Here is a 20895-nt window from a genome sequence, read left to right as displayed (position 1 = left end):
CCTCACCCCGCCAGCCTGACCGTGGTCGTCGTACCCCAGATCGCCATCGACAGCAGCAGGTCGACGACGTTGATGACGACGATGGACGTCCGGACCGCGCGGCCGACGGCGACACCGACGCCGGCCGGGCCACCGCTGGCGTGGTAGCCGTGGTAGCAGTGCACCAGGATCACCAGTACGGCGAACACCAGCACCTTGCCGAAGGACCACAGCACGTCACCTGGCGGCAAGAACTTGTGGAAGTAGTCGTCGTACGTGCCCGTGCTCTGCCCGTAGAACGTGGTCACAGTCAGCCGGGTGGCGAAGTACGACGCGAGCAGGCCGACGACGTACAGCGGGATCACCGCGACCATCCCGGCGATGATCCGGGTGGTGACCAGGAACGGCAGCGACGGGATCGCCATCACCTCGAGCGCGTCGATCTCCTCGCTGATCCGCATCGCGCCGAGCTGAGCAGTGAAGCCGCAGCCGACGGTCGCGGCCAGCGCGATCCCGGCGATCAGCGGGCCGATCTCGCGGGTGTTGATGTACGCCGACACGAACCCGGCGAAGGCCGACGTCCCGAGCTGGTTCAGCGCCGAGTAGCCCTGCAGGCCGACCTCGGTGCCGGTGAAGAAGGCCAGGAAGGTGATCACGCCGACGGTGCCGCCGATCACCGCGAGCGCGCCGGTGCCGAGCGTCACCTCGGCCAGCAGCCGGATGATCTCCTTGCGGTACCGGGTGATCGACTTGCCGGACCAGGCCAGCGCCTTGAGGTAGAACGCCAGTTGCTCGCCCAGCCGGTCGAGCGAGCTGAGCGGTTTGCGGAGCAGCTGAAGGGCCGACTGTGACATGACAATCAGGCCCCCTTCGGCGGGACGAGCTGGAAGTAGATCGCCGTCATCGAGAAGTTGGCGACGAACAGCAGCATGAAGGTGATGACGACGGACTGGTTCACCGCGTCGCCGACGCCCTTCGGCCCACCGCCCGCGTTCATCCCCTTGTACGACGCCACGACTGCGGCGAGGAAGCCGAACACCAGGGCCTTCACCTGGCCCTGCCACAGGTCGGGAAGCTGAGCCAGCGCGGTGAACGAGGCGATATAACTGCCTGGCGTTCCGCCTTGCAGTACGACGTTGAAGACGTAGCCGCCCATCACACCGACCACGCTGACGAAACCGTTCAGGAAGAACGCCACCAGCATCGTCGCCAGCACCCGCGGCACCACCAGCCGCTGGATCGGGTCGATGCCGAGCACCATCATCGCGTCCAGTTCCTCGCGGATCTTGCGCGCGCCCAGATCCGCGCAGATCGCCGAGCCACCAGCCCCGGCGATCAGCAGGGCGGTCGCGATCGGCGACGCCTCCCGGACCACCGCGAGTACGGCGGCCGATCCGGTGAATGCCTGGGCACCGAACTGCTTGATCAGCCCGCCCACCTGCAGCGCGATGACCGCACCGAACGGGATGGCGACCAGCGCGGTCGGGATGATCGTCACGCTGGCGACGAACCAGGCCTGTTGCAGGAACTCCTTCAACTGGAACGGCCGCCGGACCGAGGCCCGGGCGGTGTCGAGGGCGAAGGAGAAGAGTGAGCCGGCGTGCTTCAGCGGGGCGGTCGCGCTAGCGGTCACGAAACCCCCACCACATCAGGGGCGAACGAACCTGGCGGCGGGGTGACGCCGTTCTCCCGGCACCACTCACCAGGTGGGCGCTGGGTCGGCCGGATCACACCGCTGCTCGGCAGCTGCTGCACCGGGATCGGCGGCAGCGGCGGCAGTTCCTGGTCGGCCTCGCGGGCGAGCTCGTCGGCGTCCTTCTCCTCGGACATGCCGATCGGGCCGACCCGCTGCGCGTTCAGGAACTGGCGGACCACCGGCTCCTCGCTGGACAGCAGCATCTCCCGGGGCCCGAACATGGCCAGGTGCCGGTGGTACAGCAGCCCGATGTTGTCCGGCACGGTCCGGGCCGTGTTGATGTCGTGGGTGACGATCAGGCAGGTCGCCTGGGTCATCTCGTTCAGGTCGATGATGAGCTGGTTCAGGAACGCCGTACGGACCGGGTCCAGACCGGAGTCGGGCTCGTCGAAGAGCAGGATCTCGGGCTCCAGCACCAGCGCGCGGGCCAGCCCGGCCCGCTTGCGCATACCGCCGGAGATCTCGCCGGGCAGCTTCCTCTCCGCGCCGACCAGGCCGACCATCTCCATCTTCTCCATCACGATGGAGCGGATCTCGGCCTCGGACTTCTTGGTGTGCTCACGCAGCGGGAAGGCCACGTTGTCGTAGAGATTCATCGAGCCGAACATCGCGCCGTCCTGGAACAGCACCCCGAACAGCTTGCGGATGTCGTAGAGCTCGCGCTCCGAACAGGTGGCGATGTCGGTGCCCTCGATGTGCACGTGGCCCTTGTCCGGCTTGAGCAGACCGATCAGCGTCTTCAGGAAGACGGACTTGCCGGTGCCGGACGGGCCGAGCATCACGCAGATCTCGCCGGCCGGCAGGGTCAGGGACACGTCGCCCCAGATGAGCTGGCTACCGAAGGACTTGGTGAGACCTTCGACGCGGACTTCTACGCCCACCTGGCCCTCCTGATCGGTTCTGCCTCACGGGATGTCTGTCCTGCCCCCGAACCGACGACGTTCTGCCGGGTCCAACGAGGGGCGGTTGCCTAGGTTACGCACGAGTACGGTTTTGTGTAACCCCTGCGTGTCAAGCGACGGTGACCAATGCGTCACGCTCCGGTCACGCCGATCACGGTGTGCTGACCGGCCCGCGGCTCCGGGTGATCCTAGCGGCAGCCCAGGTCCGGCTCTCGCGGCCCCACCGGAGACCACCGCGAAACTGGTATCGCAGCGCAAACGACTCGACACACAACGCGACCAAACGATCCGAGGACTGTCCGAAGCGGGGTCCGAAAGTTAGCGTCAGGAAGGGGAAAAACCTGGAGGTGGGGACCCATGAGCATCGAACGACGGACATTCCTCAGAGGCAGCATGGCCGTCGCCGGCGGTGTCCTCGCCGGCGGGCCGTTCCAGGGATTCGTTGCCCAGCAGGCGATCGCGGATCGCAACGGAAGCGCACCGTTCCGGGAACTGCGGCCGATCCCGGATCAGCGCGACGGAAAAGTCCGGCTGCATCTGCCGGAAGGCTTCTCCTACCGCTCCTTCCATGACACCGAATTCCCGGTCGTCCTGAACGACGGCACCCGGCTGCCCGGGCGGCACGACGGCATGGGCGCGTTCCCGCTGGGCAACGGCAATGTGCTGCTCGTCCGCAACCACGAGCTCAACAACCCCGGTGCTCCGTTCGGACCAGGTACGCCGTACGACGCCATGGCTCAAGGCGGGACGACGACTGTCGAGGTGACGCGGTTCGGCGAGGTGGTCGGTGCCTTCACCAGCCTGAACGGCACGATGATGAACTGCAGCGGCGGAATCATGCCGTGGGGCAGCTGGATCACCTGTGAGGAAACGGTGAACGGGCCGGATGTCGGACCCGACTTCACAGGGGTTTCCAACGTCGCGCTGACCCAGCGGCACGGCTTCACCTTCGAAGTCCCGGCCGGTGGTCAATCGAACCGGCAGCCGATCACCCAGGCCGGCCGCTTCGCGCACGAGGCCGTCTCCTTCGATCCGGTCGACGGCATTCTCTATCTGACCGAGGACAACTTCGCTTTCCCGTCCGGCTTCTACCGCTACCGTCCGGCCACGAACCCGCTGCAGTCCGGCCGGCTCGACAACAACGGCCGCCTGCAGATGCTCGCCGTACCGGGTCGTCCGAACCTGAACCTGGCCGCCGAACAGCCGTTGCGGGCGACGTACGACGTGGAGTGGGTCGACATCGACGATCCCGCGCCGTCATTCCCTTACACACCAGGGCAGACCGCGCCGACGACGAACGACCAGGCGCTGGTGTACGTCGGCAACCAGGGCCGCGCGCAGGGAGCGGCGTACTTCTCCCGGCTCGAGGGTCAGGTGTACGACGACAACGTCGTGTACTTCTGCTCGACACAGGGCGGCGGCGCGGCGGAGACGGGGCCGGATCCCGCCACCGGTTACGGCAACGGCTTCGGCCAGATCTGGGCGTATCACACGCGGGCTGAGAAGTTGCAGCTGCTCTATCAGTCGCCGAGCCGGTCGACGCTGGACTTCCCGGACAACGTGACGACCAGCAAGCGCGGGACTCTGGTGCTCTGCGAGGACAACGTCCAGGACAACTACCTGCGCGGGCTCTCGCGTGGCGGGCAGCTTTGGGACATCGCCCTGAACCGGCTCACCAGCGGCACCGGTGCGCCCCGGTTCGACGACGAGTTCGCGGGGTCGACGTTCAGCCCGGACGGCCACACGTTGTTCGTCAACATCCAGGCCAGCCGCGGCATGAGCTTCGCCATCTGGGGCCCATGGCAGCTGATCGGGGTCTGACGGGCGAGGACGAGGCGCGCCGACCTGGGTTTGGGTGCTTCGGAACGTGACGAAGGGCGGCCCTGGGTAGGACCGCCCTTCGGCGTACTGCTGGTTGTGCGGTCGAAACCGCACGGGTCACTTCAGCGTGACGGTGGCGCCGGCGCCCTCGAGGGCCTCCTTGGCCTTCTCCGCGGCAGCCTTGTCGACCTTCTCCAGGATCGCCTTCGGAGCGGACTCGACGAGGTCCTTGGCCTCCTTCAGACCAAGGCTGGTGAGACCGCGCACCTCCTTGATGACCTGGATCTTCTTTTCGCCGGCGCTCTCGAGAACGACGTCGAACTCGTCCTGCTCGGCGGCCTCCTCGGCCGGGGCAGCGCCCGCGGCCGGAGCGGCGGCAACGGCGACCGGGGCGGCGGCGGTGACGCCGAACTCCTCCTCGAACGCCTTAACGAACTCCGACAGCTCCAGCAGGGTCAGTTCCTTGAACTGGCCGAGCAGCTCTTCGGTGCTGAGCTTCGCCATGGTGGCGGTCCTTCCTTAATGGTGGTGCTTGGTGATCACTGATGGGGTGTTACGGGTGAGATCGGCCTCAGCTCTCGGCTGGGGTCTCCTCGGTGCTCGCCTCGGCAGGTGCCTCGACCGCCGCAGCCTCGGGGCCAGCCCCTTCGGCCTTTTTGTCTTGCAACGCCGCGAACAGGCGCGCGGCCTGCGACAGCGGAGCAGCGAACAGCGACACCGCTTGCTGCGGAGCCGCCTTCATCGCACCTGCGAGCTTCGCGAGGAGGACCTCACGCGACTCCAGGTCAGCGAGTTTGTTGATCTCGTCAGAGCCGAGTGCCTTGCCATCCAGCACTCCACCCTTGATGACGAGCAGGGGATTCGCCTTGGCGAAGTCACGCAGACCCTTGGCCGCGACCACCGGGTCGCCCTTGATAAAGGCGATCGCCGACGGACCCTCGAGCAGCGAGTCGAACGACTCGACACCCGCATCCTTGGCCGCGATCTTGGTCAGCGTGTTCTTCACCACGGCGTAGTTCACGTCGTCACCGAGCGTAGTGCGCAGTTGCCGCAGCTGCGCCACGGTGAGTCCGCGGTACTCGGTCAGCACGGCGCCGTTCGAGCTACGGAACTCGTCCGTCAGCTCCGCGACAGCGGCTGCCTTGTCCGGCCTCGCCATGGGGTCTCCTTCTCTTGGCTTCCTCGCCGCAGACCCCTGGACAAAAGGAAACGCCCCTGCGCAGGCGCAAGGGCGTGAACATTCGTATTACTGTCACACTGTCCAAGTCACCTACGCGGGCCGCCCACCTGAGGTGGGACCTTCAGTCACTCGAGAGTGACGACCAGCGGTCTTCGGCAGCAATCAGTGTGCCTGATCTTGACGCGGGAACCAAATCGGGTCCCGCTCAGGCCGTCTGGTCCCGGACCGGATGCGGTGGGATCCAGCGTTGCATGGCGGTCGCGGCGGCCCACCCGGTGCCCGCCATGATCACGATCGCCGGCGCCAGCCCGAGTACGGCGGTCGCCCCGGCCAGCAACAACGGCCCGGCACCATTGCCGGTGTCGGCGAACAACCTGAACGCACCGAGGAACTGCGCCCGACCGATGGGCGGCGACGCGTCGGCACCGAGCGTCATGATCACGCCCGCGCCCAACCCGTTGCCGACCCCCATCAGAAGAGCGACCGCGGTGAGCGTGGCAGTGGTGTGAGTAAGAGGCAGCAGCAGGTGCGCCAGCCCGAGGACGAACATCGACGGTACGGCGACCCACTTGCGCCCGAGCCGGTCCATCACCGAACCGGCCGGATAGAAGAGCAGCATGTCCACCGCGCCGGACAACCCGAAGATGATGCTGGTGGTCAGCGGATCGAGCCCGATGTGCTGCGCCCACAGGGGGATCACGACCTGGCGCGACGCCCGGACCGCCCCGACCAGGAGCGCCCCGACACCGAGCGTCCGCAGCACCGGGAGGTGGTCCCGGATCACGCCCCACGTCGACTGCGCCGCAACCGGCCGGCTTCCGCGCGTACGTCGTACGGACTCGATGTCGGGCAGGCTCAGGAGTACGGCGCACGCCAGGACCGCGGCGACCAAGTGGACCCAGTAGGCGCCGTCGGTGCCGAGGAACTTCATCGCGAACGCGCCGAGGAACGGGCCGATGAAGGACCCGATCCGCTGGACACCGCCGAGCGTCGACAAAGCGCGAGCCCGCAATTCGAGCGGGACCGCCTCGCTCAGGTACGCCTGGCGAGCCAGGCCCCAGACCGCTCCGGCCAGACCGGTAGCGCCGATCGCGATCGCGAGGCCCCACACTGTCGGGACGGCCAGGCAGGCGACCAAGGCCAGCGTGACCAGCACGGTCGCGAGGAGCATGGCCCGGCGTTCACCGATCTTGTTGGTGAGGGCGCCGGCCGGGATGTCGCCGATGACCTGGCCGAGGCCGGCGGACGCGACGACCAGTCCGGCGCCCGCGACCGAAGCACCGAGATGCGTGGCGGACAGGGCGACGACCGGCGCGATCGCGCCTTGGCCGATGCCGTACAGCAGCGCGGGTAAATAGACAGACGGAGCGATCCGCCAGAGGCTTGCGGCGCCGGCCATCAGCGGCTCCCCGCTCGCGTCAGACAGAGGTCGCGATCAGCCTGGGTCGCCCCCAGCAACTCCGACACCGACCACGCCGCCGGGACGATCAGTTCGCCGAGCTCCTCCAACCGCTCCGCAGGCATCCGCAGCTCCGGTCCGGAGATCGACAAACAGCCGACGACCTGACCGGAGAAGTCGAAGACCGGCGCCGCGACCGACCTGATTCCCGAGGTGCGCTCCGACATCGACCTGGCGAAGCCTTTCGCCCGGATCTCGGCAAGCTGAGCCGCGAGTACGACGGGATCGGTGATCGTCTGCGGCAGCACCCGCGGGAGCGGAGCGGCCAGCACCTCCGCCTGCCGTTCGGACGGCGAGAACGCGAGCAGCACCTTGCCTGGAGCTCCAAGCGGCAAGGGCACCGGGATGCCGAACTCCGTGTAGGTACGCCGCAGCTGATGCCGACTCTCGACCTGATCCAGTACGACGCGTTGTCCGCTCGGCAGCAACTCGTGCACCGCCGCGGTCTCCTCGCTCTCATCGCGAAGCGCACGCAAGACCGGCATCGCGGCGTCGCGCAGGCCGGTCGGAACCCCGCCGCTGTGCGCCAACTGGACGACCAGCGGACCGATCGCGTAGCGGCGGTGTGCGGTCTGGCGGATCAGTCCGTTTTCCTGCATCGCCAGCAGGAGTCGATGCACGGTGCTGGTGGACAGCCCGGTGGCGCGGGCCAGGTCGCTGATGCCGAGGTCGGAGGTGCGGGCGTCGAAGCACCGCAGGATCGCCACGGCCCGGTCGATCGACTGCACCGACCCACGGCGGACCTCGTGTTCCTGCATGGCAGAAGATTATCCCACCATGCGGGAAATGGAACGGGTTCTCGCTGAGCCTGGGCCGTGCCAGGGTCGGCACGTGACCATCACCGAGTCGTGGGCGTGGATCGACCGCTGGTTGTCTCAGCACGCCCCAACGACGTACGCCGTACTCGCGCCACCCGCCACCGACGCCGAGTTATCCGCGGCCCAGCAGGTGGTCGAGTTCCCGCCCGAGCTGATCGAGTCCCTGCGCTGCCACAACGGCCTCACCACCTGGGCCAACCTCCTCCCCGAAGCCCAACCCTCCAGCTGCGCCGAAATCGCCGCCAACTGGCAACTCCGCATGGACCTGGCCGAGGAATACGACAGCTTCGCGGCCGGCTACTGGCACCCCACCTGGATCCCCTGGGCCGACTCCGACGGCGACCTCCAGGTCATAGACCTCCACCGAGCCCGTCTAGGCATGGCCTACCACGACGGCACCGGCGACTTCACGAACGCCTACCCCAGCCTCGCGTCCTACCTGGAGTCAGTTGTCGAGTCCCTCCACACCGGAACAGGCATCAACAACTGGTACCCCTACCTCACCCCCCACCACGAACTCTGGTGGGACCAAGGCCCAGACAGACAGTTCGTCAACAACGAACCCCTTGTCCGGGTTCCCACCAGCGCCCAGTAAGCGTCCGGCCGACCTCGACTGCGTGCTTTCCGGAAGATAAATGCCATCAGACGCAAACTAGTTTCCGAAGACGCGCCTCCCGCTCAGCGCGTGTACGGATCGTCCAGAGCCTGGTCGGCAAGGGCATCCTGCTCGGCGCGGAACACCGCGCGCTGCCTGGCATGTTGCCGGCGCTCTGGCGAGAGCGGGCCTGGGGCGTGGGGTTGACTGCGGTCAGCTGAGGACGGCGACGGCGTCTATTTCTACGAGCATGTCTTCTCGGGGGAGGCCGGTGAAGACGGTGGTGCGGGAGGGGAGGACGCCGCTGGGGGTGCGGGTGGAGAGGAAGGCGGCGTAGGCGTCGTTCATGGTGGTGAAGTGGTCGCGGGTGGTGAGGTAGACGCGCATCATGACGACGTCGTCGAAGGTGGCGCCGCCGGCGGTGAGGACCGCTTCGATGTTCTGCAGGACGCGGGTGGTCTGGCCCGACACGTCGCCGGTGAAGACGAACTCGCCGGTGGCGGGGTCGACCGAGCCCTGGCCGGACACCTGCAGGATGTTGCCCTTGCGCACTCCCTGCGAGTACACCGGCATCGGGGCGGGTGCGTCAGTGGTGAAGACGGCGGTCTTGTCGGACATCAGGTCAAACCCTCTCAGTTGTAGTCGGCACTGATCGCCTTCGTGGTGGCGAGCAGGTCGGGCAGGAGTTCCAGTACCTGGTCATAGTTCAGCAGGAGGTCGGGCACCGAGATCGAGACGGCCCCGACGACGCGACCATCATGGTCGGTGACGGGCGCACCGATGCAGTTGATGAACGCCTCGTGCTCAGCCCGGTCGGCTGCCCACCCCTGCGCCCGTACGACGTCCAGCTCCGCCCGCAGCTCCTCCGGCCCACTGATCGTGTGGCGCGTATAGGAGTGGTAGTCGAGCATCCCCATCAGCGTCTCCTGCTGTCGCAACGGCTGAGCCGCCAGCAGCACCTTGCCGACGGCCGTACAGTGCAGAGCCGCCGGTACGCCGACCCGCGAGTACATCCGCACCGACTGCACGCTGTCGAGCTTGTCGATGTAGATGGCCTCCCCGTTCTCCCACACGGCGAGGTGGACGGTCTGCCCGGTCTTCAGGTTCAGCTGCCGCAGATGCGGTGACGCGACTTCCCGTACGACGTGCTGTTCGCGGGCCGCATCAGCCAGCGCGAACAGCCGCGACCCCAGCCGGTAGCGGTACGACTCGTCCCGCCGTACGAACCGATCTGCCTCCATGGTCCGCAGCAGCCGCAGCACGGTCGTCTTGTGTACGTCGAGCTCCGCCGCAAGCTCGTCCAGCGACCTGTCACCCTCGCCAAGGCTGGCCAGGATCTGCAGCGCTCTCGCGAGGCTCTGGCTCATGGCACCTTCACACCAGCCCACTCTTCGTCAGAGCAGCTCAGTAGTGCCTGACGGACAGCAGGGTCCAGCGGCGCCGCATGGTCCTCAGGAACAGCCAGTACGGCGGCAGCGCTCAGGTGCCCGAGCCGCAACCGCTGCGCCACCGGCAGCCCCTGCAACGTCCCAGCCAGGTAGCCGGCCGCGAAGGCGTCACCAGCGCCTACAGGCTCGACCACGTCGACAGTGACCGCAGGGACTTCGGTACGACGCCCATCCGGCTCCAGCACCAGTGCACTGTGCGAATCGTTCTTCACTACCAGCGTCGGCCGCGCACCAAGGAGTTCACGCAGCTCAGCAGGGTCATTGGTACCCGCAAACACGAGCGCCTCATCCGCACCGATCAGTACGACGTCAGCCGCGCGCAGCAACCGCCACAGCGGCGCAGGGTCCTGGTCACGCCACAGAGCCGGCCGCCAGTTGAGGTCCACGCTCAACATGAAGCCGTACCGATCGCGAAGCTCAGCCAGCCTCTCGAGCATCGCGGCAGCGGTCGAGGAGATCGCCACGGTGATGCCGGTGGTGTGCACGAGCTCAGCACTCGCGAGGCGTTCCCACACCTCCGGTCGATCCAGGAAGGTCGGATCCATCGCGGCGGCGGCCGAGCTCGAGCGGTAGTAATACATCCGCGAGTGTCCGTCGATGGTGTGCTTCACGTACAACGCGGTCGGCCGGTCAGGATCCTTCTCCACCCCGCCGACCTCGACACCCCGCGCCTGCAGGTCGCGCACCACGTGCCGCCCGAAGCCGTCGTCGCCCAGCCGCGAGATCCAGCCCGTCGAGACGCCCAACGCAGCCAACCCACCGGCCACGTTGCACTCGGCCCCACCCACCGACCGCCGGAACGACTCCACATCCTCCAGCGGCACCCCGGACTCCCCGGCGAGCATGACCATCGCCTCGCCCAGACAGATCGCCCGCGGAAGCGTCTCAGGGAGCGGGTCGGGCATCGGCACTCCTTGGGGCGCGAGTGATGGGATGGCTGTACTTATGGGACGGAAGGACGCACGGCGTCCGTTGACGCGGGTTCCGGCGTGATGCTACAACCGTGGAGTCAGAATGCGCAACGCGCGTTGCGTATTTTGCAATCTCAGCCGAGCAGAGGATCAGAATGCCAGCCTCGTACGACGCCGACGCCATCGCCGCTCTCGCCGATCAGCACGTGAGCTGGCAGGACAAGGCCTTGCCGCCCGCGTTCTGGGGCCGGACCGTCGCCGACGTACTGGCGGACAAGCCGCGGCTCTCGCAGCTGCCCACTCCATTGATGACCCTGTCCGCGCCCGGCCTGCGGCACAACGTCGACACCCTCGCCCGCTGGTGCTCCACCCACGGCCTCGACCTCGCACCGCACGGCAAGACCACGATGGCGCCCGCGCTCTGGGCGATGCAGCTCGACGCCGGCTCCTGGGCGATCACCCTGGCGAACGGCTTCCAGCTCGGCGTCGCCCGCGCGTACGGCGTCAACCGGGTGCTGATCGCCAACGCGATCGTCTCCCCACTGCAACTGCGCTGGATCGCCGATGAGCTTGCGGCCCACCCGGGGTTCGAGGTCCTGGTCTGGGCCGACTCGGTCCGGACCGTCGAGATCATGGAGGCGGCCAGGGCGGCGTACGTCGGACCCGACGCACGTCCCCTCGACGTACTGGTGGAGGTCGGTGGAGTCGGCGGCCGGACCGGCGCCCGGGATGCCGAGACCGCGCTGGCCGTCGCCGAGGCGATCGCCACAGCCTCGACCCTGCGCCTCGCGGGCGTCGCGGGGTATGAAGGTGCCGTCAGCAAGGATGTCGACGAGCCCGGCCTCGAGAAGGTGCGCTCGTACCTCCGCGAGCTGGCCGATCTCCACAACCGCCTACAGCCTCTGTACGACCCGGACGTCGTACCGGTGGTGAGTGCGGGCGGAAGCGAGTACTTCGAACTGGTCGCCGAGGTGCTGGCTCCACTCGCCAAGGAAGGCGCGCGCGTGGTGCTGCGGTCTGGTGCCTACATCGCGCACGACGACGGCCTCTACCGCCGGGTGTCACCGCTCGGCGAGACCCCGCGAACGGACGGCGGCCAGCTCGTGTCGGCCATGCACGGCTGGGTCCGGATCACCTCGCAACCCGAACCAGGGCTGGCCATCTTCGACGCCGGCCGCCGCGACCTGCCCTTCGACCAGGACCTCCCCGAGCCGCAGCTGATCCGCCCACGCGCGAACGGCGAGCCGGTCCTGAAAGCCGACGGCATGACCGTCACCAAGCTGAACGACCAGCACGGATACCTCGAGTTCAACAGCACACCGGTCGTGATCGGCGACGAGCTACGCATCGGCTTGTCCCATCCGTGTACGGCGTTCGACAAGTGGGGGCTGATCCCGGTCGTGGACGACCCGGACGCAGCTGACCCCGTCGTCGTCGACCTGGTCAGGACCTTCTTCTGACATGGCTGACCTGTTGATCAAGGGCGCCACCGTTCTGGACGGGACCGGCGCTCCCGGGGTCCGCGCCGATGTCGTGGTCGACGCCGGCCGGATCGTGGCTGTCGGCAACGACCAACCCGCGCGACGGACGATCGATGCCGACGGACTGGTGTTGTCACCCGGCTTCATCGACATGCACGCGCACTCCGATCTGCAGATCCTGGCGAACCCCGACCACACGGCAAAGGTCAGCCAGGGCGTCACACTGGAGGTGCTCGGCCAGGACGGGCTGTCGTTCGCGCCGATCGACGACCCGACCCGGGCGGCCTTGCGCCGCCAGATCGCCGGCTGGAACGGCGAGCCGGACGACTTCGCCTTCACCTGGTCCACGGTCGGCGAGTACCTCGATCGGCTCGACCAGGGCATCGCATGCAACGCGTCGTACCTCGTCCCGCAAGGTACTCTGCGGATGATGGTCGTCGGCACCGAGAACCGCCCGGCAACACCTGCCGAGCTCGGCGAGATGAAGCGGTTGCTCGCCGAAGGCCTCCAGCAGGGCGCGGTCGGGATGAGCAGCGGACTCACCTACACCCCCGGCATGTTCGCCACCACCGACGAACTGGTCGAGCTGTGCACGATCGTCGCCGAGTACGGCGGCTACTACAGCCCACACCAACGCTCGTACGGCGAGGGCGCGCTCGACGCGTACGGCGAAATGGTCGAGGTGGCCCGCAGATCCGGCTGCGCCCTGCACCTCACCCACGCGGTGATGAACTTCGAGCCGAACAAGGGCCGCGGCGCCGAGCTCGTCGCGATGATCGACAAGGCGCTTGCCAACGGCATCGACATCACCACCGACACCTATCCGTACTTGCCGGGGGCAACCACACTCGCGGCGATCCTGCCGAGCTGGACGGCCGAAGGCGGACCGGACGCCCAGCTCACCAGACTGGCAGACCCTGCCACCCGGCAGCGGATCGCCTTTGAAATGGAGCAGCTCGGGTCCGATGGTTGCCACGGCTGCGTAACGGACTGGAACACCATCGAGATCGGTGGTGTACGGAACGTTGCGCTGAACGATGCCGTCGGCAACACCATCGCCGGCATCGCAACCCGAACGAACCAGTCGCCCGCAGAGGTCTTCTTCGACCTGTTGATCCAGGACAACCTGGCGACGTCGATCCTGCAGCACGTCGGGCACGAGGAGAACGTGCAGACGATCATGCGGCATCAGAGCCACACGGGCGGCTCCGACGCGATCCTCGTCGGCGGCAAGCCGCACCCGCGCGCGTGGGGGACGTTCCCGCGCTATCTCGGCCGCTACGTCCGGGAACTCGGCGTACTCGAGCTGGCCGACTGCATCCACCACCTCACCGGCCGGCCCGCACGGCGGCTGCGGCTGACGGACCGTGGGCTCGTCCGCGAGGGGTACCACGCCGATCTCGTGTTGTTCGATCCCGCGACCGTCCGCGACACCGCGACCTTCGACAACCCGCGTCAGCAGGCTGAGGGCATTCCGTACGTCTTCGTCAACGGCGTACCCGTCATCGACGACGGCCGCCGTACTGACGCTCTACCCGGCGGTGCTGTCCGTCGTACTTCGAAAGGAACTTCATGAGCACCACCCTGGAGCTGCTCCGCGCCGATCGCGTCCTGACCGTCGTACGGGCGCCGGAGATCAGCGACGCCCGGGACCTGTGTGCGGCGTTGGTTGCCGGCGGCATTCATGTGGTGGAGCTGACGTTCACCACGCCCGATCTTCCCAAGCATCTGGAGCGGGCCGCGGCCACGGCCGATGAGACCGGTGCAGTGGTCGGCGCCGGCACCGTGCAGACCGGGACGCAGGCTTTGCAGGCGGTCGAGGCCGGCGCCCAGTTCCTGGTCACGCCCGGCCAGGGTCCGGAGGCAGCCGCGATCGTCGAGGCCGGTCGCGCCGCGAACATCCCGGTCGTGCTCGGCGCTTTCACCCCGTCCGAGGTGATGAACGCGCTGGCCCTCGGGTCGACGGCGGTGAAGATCTTCCCGGCACACCAGCTCGGCCCGAAGTACTTCAAGGACCTCAACGGCCCCTTCCCCGGCGTCCCGCTGATCCCCTCCGGCGGCGTCAACGCCGGCAACGCCCGCGACTTCCTCGACGCCGGCGCCCTGGCCGTCTCCGCCGGCACCGACGTCGTCTCCCCCACCGATGTCGCCGCCGCGAACTGGTCAACCATCACGAGCAAGGCCCAAGCTTTCCGCGCCGCCCTTCAGTAACTCAGCCCCTCCAGCCCGCACTGCGAAATCTCGCAGTGCGGGCTTTCTGTGCTCTTGACACACCACTCACCGGAGGAGTTTGATCTGCGGAAAGACCGGTCAGACCAGTAGGGCCGGTCAGTCCCGAGGAGTGGCGATGGAACGGTTGTCTCGGCGGACGGTGTTGAAGACTGGCCTCGGACTGGGTGCGGCCGCCGGGCTGTCGCCCTTCCTGCAGGGCTGCGGCGACAACGGGGAATCCGGCAGCGACGACAACTCCGGTACGCCGCAGGGCACAGTGAAGGTGTGGATGCACCAGGAGGATCTGTTCAACCAGGTGTTCCAGTCGGCGGTCGCGGACTACCGCAAGCAGTTCCCGAACGTCACCATCGAGCCGCTCCAGATCCCGCTCCCCCAGCTGGACACCAAGCTGCAGACCGCGCTGATCGGCGACCAGGCGCCGGACATCGTCAAGACCGGCGGCTGGACGCTCGCCAACTACATCCGCAAGCGCCAGCTCGAGCCGGTAAGCCTCCCCGCCGTCGGCGCCAAGTCGTACGACGAGTTCGCCGACCGCTACCAGGAGAACGCCCTGTCCTCGCTGACCTTCGACGAGAGGGTGTACGGCGTCCCGATCGACTTCAACACGACGTACCTCTTCTATCGCCGCGACCGGTTCGCGCAGGCCGGGCTGGACCCGGACAAGCCGCCGACGACCTGGGAGCAAGTCGCCGAGTACAGCAAGAAGCTGACCACAACCGGTGCCGGCGGCAAGAAGATCGGCTGGCAATGGTTCTACACGACTCCGATCTGGAGCGAGCTGGAACTGACACCGCTGGTCCGCGGTCTCGGCGGCCGGATCCTCAGCGAGGACGGCTCGAGCTCGTCGCTCAGCAGCCCGGAAGGCATCAAAGCCCTCGAGTACGTCGCCTCGGTCGGTGACCCCAAGCTCAGCAACAAGAACGACGTGTACGGCATGTTCGCCGACGGTGTCGCCGCGATGCAGCTGTCCGGGGTGTTCTCGGTGTCGCTGACGCACAGCTTCAACTCGAAGGCCGTGTTCGGCGACACCTTCGACTGCGCGCCGGTGCCGCAGTGGGCGAGCGCCAAGGAGAAGACCGCCAGCGGCTACACCTGGGCGTGGACGGTGCCGGCGAAGGCGAAGAACAAGTTCACCGCCTGGCACTTCATCAACTTCCTGCAGGACCGCAAGGTCACCGACGCGTCGCTGAAGACGGCCGGCCTGATCGTCCCGACCAAGGACTGGCAGAAGGAGCCGGTTGCCAAGGGCAAGGAGTTCCAGATCCTCTCCGACCAGGTCTCGTACGCCGACTTCGGCACCCCGGTCCCGGCCTGGAACGAGATGGCCCAGGCCCTGACCGACGCCATCGCAGCGGTAGCCAACGGCAAGAAGCCCGCCGACAAGGCAGCCAAGGACTTCGACGACGCGATGAAAGGCGTGCTGGGTTGAGCACCGCGATCCGGGTTGCCGGCGCCAGTCGGCAGCGACGGGCCGGTATCGGTCTGGCGACACCCGCGGCGTTGTTCTTCCTCATCTTCTGGGTGGTGCCGTTCGGGTACTCCGTCTACCTGAGCTTCACCAGCTACGACCTGGCCTCCGCGCCGGAGTGGATCGGACTGGACAACTACCGGCGGATGCTCGAGGCCCCACAGTTCTGGCACTCGATCCGCGTCACCCTGGTGTACGTCGGCGGCGCCGTCGTACCGACGATGGTCCTCGCGCTCCTACTGGCGATCCCGCTCAGCCGCCCTGGCCGGGCCCGCGCCGTACTGCGGTCGCTCATCTTCATCCCGGCCGCGATCCCGCTCTTCGCCGCCAGCATGATCTGGCGGGTCATCTACAGCACCGGGGGCCTCGCGGACCGGATCGGCGAGCACACGTTCGGCGTCCAGGGCTGGCTGACCGACCCGGACGTCGCGATGTGGTCCGTCTTGGTGATGGTGATCTGGAAGTACCTCGGGCTATACGTCATTCTGTTCGTCGCCGGGCTGCAGGCTCTGCCGCAGAACGTGTACGAAGCCGCCGCCATCGACGGGTCGCGCGCCGTACGCACCTTCTTTCTGGTGACGTTGCCTCAGTTGAAGCGGACGCTGCTCTTCGTCCTCGTCATCGCGGTGACCGGCGCGTTCAACTCGTTCGCGCCGGCGTACCTGCTCACGCAGGGCGGGCCGGCCCGGGCGACCGAGGTGTTCCCGCTGTATCTGTACAACAACGCGTTCTCCTTCTCCCGGATGGGTTTCGCGGCCGCGCTCGCGTTGCTGCTGCTCGTCGTACTGCTCGCGTTGTCCATCGCGCAGTTCCGGCTGATCCGCGACGAGGAGGACCGATGAACGGCCGCGCCCGCCGGGATCTGACCCGCCGACGGCTCGCGCAGACAGCGTCGTACGCCGTCCTGACGGTCGTGACGCTGATCATGCTGCTGCCGATCTACGCGGCGATCACGATCGCATCAGCGCGGACCGACGAGGACATCGACGGACTGAGCTTCCACGGTTTCCACCTGTTCGGGAATCTCGCGGATTTGTTTGCCGACGGCACCTTCCCGCGGTATCTGCTGAACAGCATCATCGTCGCCGGCGTCGCCGCCGTGCTGGATGTCGCGATCTCCGCCGCGGCCGGGTACGCCTTGGCACGACTGTCGTTCCCTGGGCGGCGCGTGCTGTTCGCGACGGTCGTGGCGACGTTGTCGCTGTCGCCGGCGGTGGTGATCGTGCCGACGTACGTGATGATGCGGTGGGTCGGCTGGCTGGACAGCTACCAGGGGCTGATCCTGCCGGGCGCGGTGAGTGCGTTCGGGGTGTTCCTGGTGCGGCAGTTCGCGCTCGGGATCCCGCCGCAGTTGTTGCATGCGGCCCGTATCGACGGTGCCGGTGAGTGGCGGATCTTCACCCGTCTCGCCGTACCGCTGCTGCGGCCGGCACTGCTCACGCTGTTTCTGCTCAGCTTCCTGGCGCAGTGGGACAACCTGATCTGGCCGTTGATCGTGGCAAACAACCCGGACCTCTGGACGCTGCCGGTCGGCCTGGCCGGCTTCGAGGGCGAGCACGGAACGAACTTCCACCTGTTGCTCACCGCAACCTTGGTCTCGATCGTACCGCCGCTGCTCATCCTGGCCGCACTTCAGCGGTACTACGTATCCGGCCTCACCCTGGGAGGGGTCAAGAAATGACCACCGGTATCAGCGTCCGTGGCGTCCGCAAGCGGTACGGCGACACCGTGGTGCTCGACGACCTCGACCTGGAGGTCGGCGCGGGCGAATTCCTCGCGGTCGTGGGTCCGTCGGGCTGCGGCAAGTCCACCCTGATGCGGATCGTGGCGGGGATCGAACCGTTGACCGCGGGCAGTGTCGTGATCGGCGGCGAAGACGTTACCTACGCGCATCCTGGAGATCGCGGGATAGGGATGGTTTTCCAGGACTACGCCCTCTATCCGCACCTGAACGTCGAAGGCAACCTCGCCTTCGGGCTGCGGGCCCATCGAGTGGACAAGGCAGAGGTACGACGCCGAGTCGCGGCAACAGCCCGGCAGATCGGACTCACCGAGCACCTGGCGAAGAAGCCGGGGCAGTTGTCGGGTGGACAGCGGCAGCGGGTCGCCCTGGGCCGGGCGATGATCCGGGAGCCACGGGCCTATCTGATGGACGAGCCGCTGTCCAACCTGGACGCGGCGCTGCGGGTGCAGATGCGCGCCGAGCTGATCGAGTTCCACCAGCGGGTCGCCGGGACTGTGCTTTATGTGACCCACGACCAGGTCGAGGCGATGACGATGGGCGACCGCGTCGCGGTGATGAACGGCGGCCGCTTCGAACAAATCGCGGATCCGACCACGATCTACGAGCAGCCGGCCACCCTCTTTGTCGCCGGCTTCCTGGGCAGCCCCCGGATGAACTTCCTCGACGCGGTGACGGGGGTGGAGGGCGATTCGGTCCGGGTGACAGCCGGGCCGCTGTCCTGGACCGTCCCGGCCGGTCAACTCGACGGGCCGCTTCCCGAATCCGTGGTGGTCGGGTTCCGCCCGGAAACGGTCCTCCCCTCGGGGTCGGTGCTCCCCGGCTCCGCGGCGGGCCAGGCGGCGACCTTCGCCGGGGATGTCGCACTGCGCGAGTACTTGGGGAACGAGGCGATCCTGCACTTGGACGTCGACGGTCACCGGATCGTCAGTCGGCTCCCGGCTCGGGTGGCGCAGGACGCCGTACCGTTCGCTGTGGATGCCACCGACCTGCACCTGTTCGACCCGGCCGGGCCGGCGCTGTGGCATGGCAGTGCGCTCCGGGCGTTGACGGGGCTTCGGCAATGACGGATAGGCTCGGGAACGTGGCAGAGCCGACGGACATCCCCATGACCGCAGCCCAGCTCGCGGAGCGGCTGGAGGGTGCGATCGTGGCGCAGGTCTGGAAGCCGGGCGCCAAGCTGGAGTCGGAGCGGCAGCTCGCCGAGCGGTACCGGATCGGCCGGCCGGCGGTCCGGGAGACGTTGCGGCGACTGCAGGAGCGCGGGCTGATCGTCGTCCAGCCCGGGCGCGGAAGCTTCGTCCGCGAGCTGCACGCCACCCACGGGACGGCCTCGGCCGAGCTGATGACGCGGCGCGGGCAGATCACCGCGCGGCAGCTGGCCCGGGCGCGGCAGATGCTTGAGAGCGAGTCGGCCGCACTCGCCGCGGAGAACCGGACCGACGAGGAGCTGGAGCGGATGCGCCGGCTGCTGGCCTCGTTCGACGCGGCGTCGGATGTCACCGTGATGGCCGAGTTCGACCTGGCCTTCCACGAGGCGATCATGGTTGCCTCCGGCAACGTGGTGCTGCAGATCATGTTCGGCTCGATCCGGAACCTGACCCACGGGATCATGCTGCGCAGCCTGACCGACCGGCGGGTCCGCGACGCCGGTGCGCCGATCCACCACACGGTGTTCGACGCGATCGAGGCGCGCGATCCGGACCGGGCCCGGGCCGCGATGCTCGAACACCTGCACCTGGCCGAAACCCACTACGGCACCGACATCGACCAGCCCCTCGCCGATGTCCTGCGCCGCCGCGCCGACCACTTGCCCGAAGTCGCCGACGCCCTCCTGAACGCCAGTACGTCGGTCGAAAACACCGACTGAGCACCGAGAACCCTCTGACCGGAAGTTGATCACCATCCTGGTCAGACCGGACTGACCGAAGGAGCAGAACGTGAAGGTGACAGCGGTCGAGACCATCCGTCCCCGGCTCCAGGCCAACCTGTGCTTCGTGCGGTTGCACACCGACGACGGGCTGACCGGGCTCGGCGAGTCCTTCTTCGGCGCGCGTACGGTCGAGAGCTACATCCACGAGACCGTCGCCCCACTCCTGCTCGGCCTGGATGACCCTTCCCCGCAAGCCGTCGCGACGATGCTCACGCCGTACGTCGGTTATCAGGGCGGCGGCGCCGAGCAACGCGGCAACGGCGCGATCGATGTCGCCCTCTGGGACCTCGTCGGCAAGCAGACAGGTCTCCCGCTGGCGCGCCTGCTCGGTGGCCCGGTGCGCGACCGGATCCCGACGTACAACACCTGCGCCGGCGTTCGCTACGTCAGTACGACGACCAGTCAGAACTCGGCCAACTGGGGGCTCCCCACCTCAGGCGGCGCGTATGAGGATCTCTACGCGTTCCTGCACGAGCCCGCCCGACTCGCGCGCGAGCTGTGGGACGAGGGCATCCGCGGGATGAAGATCTGGCCGTTCGACGAGGCGGCTGAGGCGAGCAACGGCACCGACATCCCGGAACGCGCACTCGCCGCCGGGCTGGACATCGTGGCGGCGATCCGCGCTGAGGTCGGGTTCGAGATGAACCTGATGATCGAGCTGCACGGGCTCTGGACCCGCACGGCCGCGGCCAAGATCGCCCGTGCGCTGACCGAGTATCGCCCGTACTGGATCGAGGATCCGCTCCGTCCGGATGCCGTCGATGCGCTGGGGTCGCTGCGCGCCGAGATCGACGTACCGATCGCTACCGGTGAGACATGCATCGGCCGCCGTGGCTTCCTCCCGCTGTTCCAGCGCGGCGCCGTCGACATCGCCACCCTCGACATCGGCTGGACGGGCGGCATCACCGAGGCGGTCAAGATCGCATCCCTCGCCGACGCCTACACAGTCCCGATCGCGCCGCACGACTGCACCGGCCCGGTCTCCCTCGCGGTCGCCACCCACGTCGTCTGCAGCCAACCCAACGGCTTGGTCCAGGAAACCGCTCGGTCCTTCATCCGCACTTGGTACGCCGATCTGGTCGAAGGCCTCCCTTCGATGCCGCCGGGCGAGATCGTCCTGCCGACCACGCCCGGCCATGGCATCACCCTGCGGGACGATCTCGGCGCCGCCGTCCAGAGCTCACGCCTATGAACAACCCAGCGGCTATGGCATCCACGACCATGCGGGCTG

At 67.7% G+C, this 20895-nt stretch carries 21 protein-coding genes; 11 read left to right on the top strand and 10 right to left on the bottom strand.

Going from position 1 to position 20895, the window contains the following annotated elements; all coding sequences use genetic code 11:
• Positions 1-2: 2 nt before the first annotated feature.
• Genes EV646_RS11910 through EV646_RS11900 form a run of 3 tightly spaced genes read right to left on the bottom strand, consistent with a single transcriptional unit; the run spans position 3 to position 2556 of the window.
• A complete protein-coding gene (locus tag EV646_RS11910; protein WP_132147548.1) occupies positions 3-833 on the bottom strand; it encodes an MlaE family ABC transporter permease in 831 nt (276 codons plus the stop codon).
• A 5-nt stretch (positions 834-838) separates the two neighbouring features.
• Positions 839-1612 carry an MlaE family ABC transporter permease gene (locus EV646_RS11905; RefSeq protein ID WP_132147545.1) on the bottom strand — a complete coding sequence of 258 codons (774 nt, stop codon included), beginning with the start codon at positions 1610-1612 and terminating at the stop codon, positions 839-841.
• Entirely contained in the window at positions 1609-2556 is a 948-nt protein-coding gene (locus EV646_RS11900) for an ABC transporter ATP-binding protein (protein WP_132147542.1), read from the bottom strand. The genes EV646_RS11905 and EV646_RS11900 overlap by 4 nt, the downstream gene beginning before the upstream one ends.
• Before the next feature lie 378 nt (positions 2557-2934).
• Between EV646_RS11900 and EV646_RS11895 the strand changes: the two genes are divergently transcribed.
• Positions 2935-4398 (top strand): PhoX family protein, encoded by a 1464-nt coding sequence (locus EV646_RS11895; protein WP_132147539.1) that lies wholly within the window; start codon positions 2935-2937, stop codon positions 4396-4398.
• Between the two features lie 117 nt (positions 4399-4515).
• On the opposite strand, the gene rplL is transcribed toward EV646_RS11895, so the two are convergent.
• From rplL to EV646_RS11875, 4 genes are all read right to left on the bottom strand, one after another.
• Positions 4516-4902 carry a 50S ribosomal protein L7/L12 gene (gene rplL, locus EV646_RS11890; protein WP_132147536.1) on the bottom strand — a complete coding sequence of 129 codons (387 nt, stop codon included), beginning with the start codon at positions 4900-4902 and terminating at the stop codon, positions 4516-4518.
• A 67-nt stretch (positions 4903-4969) separates the two neighbouring features.
• The gene (rplJ, locus tag EV646_RS11885) at positions 4970-5557 is read right to left on the bottom strand and encodes a 50S ribosomal protein L10 (RefSeq protein WP_132147533.1); all 588 of its coding nucleotides are present in this window, start codon (positions 5555-5557) and stop codon (positions 4970-4972) included.
• A gap of 226 nt (positions 5558-5783) precedes the next feature.
• Positions 5784-6977, bottom strand: coding sequence for an MFS transporter (locus EV646_RS11880; protein ID WP_132147530.1), 1194 nt, complete (start codon positions 6975-6977; stop codon positions 5784-5786).
• The gene (locus EV646_RS11875) at positions 6977-7795 is read right to left on the bottom strand and encodes an IclR family transcriptional regulator (RefSeq protein ID WP_132147527.1); all 819 of its coding nucleotides are present in this window, start codon (positions 7793-7795) and stop codon (positions 6977-6979) included. Before EV646_RS11875 ends, EV646_RS11880 begins: the two co-directional genes overlap by 1 nt.
• A 28-nt stretch (positions 7796-7823) precedes the next feature.
• Here EV646_RS11875 and EV646_RS11870 point away from each other — a divergent pair, with 28 nt between their 5' ends.
• Positions 7824-8450, top strand: a complete 627-nt coding sequence (locus tag EV646_RS11870) for an SMI1/KNR4 family protein (RefSeq protein WP_132147524.1) — start codon at positions 7824-7826, stop codon at positions 8448-8450.
• 213 nt (positions 8451-8663) lie between these two features.
• Here the strand turns inward: EV646_RS11870 and EV646_RS11865 are convergent, their stop codons facing one another.
• The 3 genes from EV646_RS11865 to EV646_RS11855 are packed head-to-tail and all read right to left on the bottom strand — an operon-like array spanning position 8664 to position 10803.
• Positions 8664-9068: a RidA family protein gene (locus EV646_RS11865; RefSeq protein ID WP_132147521.1), complete on the bottom strand. Its 405-nt coding sequence runs from the start codon at positions 9066-9068 to the stop codon at positions 8664-8666.
• A 14-nt stretch (positions 9069-9082) separates the two neighbouring features.
• Positions 9083-9817, bottom strand: coding sequence for an IclR family transcriptional regulator (locus tag EV646_RS11860; protein WP_132147518.1), 735 nt, complete (start codon positions 9815-9817; stop codon positions 9083-9085).
• On the bottom strand, positions 9814-10803 hold the full coding sequence (locus EV646_RS11855; RefSeq protein WP_132147515.1) for a sugar kinase: 990 nt from the start codon (positions 10801-10803) through the stop codon (positions 9814-9816). The genes EV646_RS11860 and EV646_RS11855 overlap by 4 nt, the downstream gene beginning before the upstream one ends.
• A 161-nt stretch (positions 10804-10964) precedes the next feature.
• Here EV646_RS11855 and EV646_RS11850 point away from each other — a divergent pair, with 161 nt between their 5' ends.
• The 9 genes from EV646_RS11850 to EV646_RS11810 all read left to right on the top strand — a co-directional run bounded on the left by EV646_RS11850 (position 10965) and on the right by EV646_RS11810 (position 20856).
• Positions 10965-12269 carry a type III PLP-dependent enzyme domain-containing protein gene (locus tag EV646_RS11850; protein ID WP_132147512.1) on the top strand — a complete coding sequence of 435 codons (1305 nt, stop codon included), beginning with the start codon at positions 10965-10967 and terminating at the stop codon, positions 12267-12269.
• Between the two features lies 1 nt (position 12270).
• The gene (locus tag EV646_RS11845) at positions 12271-13866 is read left to right on the top strand and encodes an N-acyl-D-amino-acid deacylase family protein (protein ID WP_132147509.1); all 1596 of its coding nucleotides are present in this window, start codon (positions 12271-12273) and stop codon (positions 13864-13866) included.
• Positions 13863-14501, top strand: a complete 639-nt coding sequence (locus EV646_RS11840) for a bifunctional 4-hydroxy-2-oxoglutarate aldolase/2-dehydro-3-deoxy-phosphogluconate aldolase (protein WP_132147506.1) — start codon at positions 13863-13865, stop codon at positions 14499-14501. The genes EV646_RS11845 and EV646_RS11840 overlap by 4 nt, the downstream gene beginning before the upstream one ends.
• Positions 14502-14637: 136 nt before the next feature.
• Entirely contained in the window at positions 14638-15951 is a 1314-nt protein-coding gene (locus EV646_RS11835; RefSeq protein ID WP_132147503.1) for an extracellular solute-binding protein, read from the top strand.
• Positions 15948-16832 carry a carbohydrate ABC transporter permease gene (locus EV646_RS11830; protein ID WP_132147500.1) on the top strand — a complete coding sequence of 295 codons (885 nt, stop codon included), beginning with the start codon at positions 15948-15950 and terminating at the stop codon, positions 16830-16832. The genes EV646_RS11835 and EV646_RS11830 overlap by 4 nt, the downstream gene beginning before the upstream one ends.
• Positions 16829-17671 (top strand): carbohydrate ABC transporter permease, encoded by an 843-nt coding sequence (locus EV646_RS11825; RefSeq protein WP_132147497.1) that lies wholly within the window; start codon positions 16829-16831, stop codon positions 17669-17671. Before EV646_RS11830 ends, EV646_RS11825 begins: the two co-directional genes overlap by 4 nt.
• Entirely contained in the window at positions 17668-18798 is a 1131-nt protein-coding gene (locus EV646_RS11820; RefSeq protein WP_132147494.1) for an ABC transporter ATP-binding protein, read from the top strand. The genes EV646_RS11825 and EV646_RS11820 overlap by 4 nt, the downstream gene beginning before the upstream one ends.
• Before the next feature lie 17 nt (positions 18799-18815).
• On the top strand, positions 18816-19601 hold the full coding sequence (locus tag EV646_RS11815; RefSeq protein WP_158290948.1) for a FadR/GntR family transcriptional regulator: 786 nt from the start codon (positions 18816-18818) through the stop codon (positions 19599-19601).
• 70 nt (positions 19602-19671) lie between these two features.
• The gene (locus tag EV646_RS11810) at positions 19672-20856 is read left to right on the top strand and encodes a mandelate racemase/muconate lactonizing enzyme family protein (RefSeq protein ID WP_132147488.1); all 1185 of its coding nucleotides are present in this window, start codon (positions 19672-19674) and stop codon (positions 20854-20856) included.
• The last annotated feature ends 39 nt before the right edge of the window (positions 20857-20895 follow it).

Source organism: Kribbella antiqua (assembly GCF_004345665.1).
In the GTDB taxonomy this organism is placed as follows: Bacteria; Actinomycetota; Actinomycetes; order Propionibacteriales; family Kribbellaceae; genus Kribbella; species Kribbella antiqua.
Note: the sequence above shows the minus strand (reverse complement) of the source record. Positions and strands in the feature narration are given on the sequence as shown.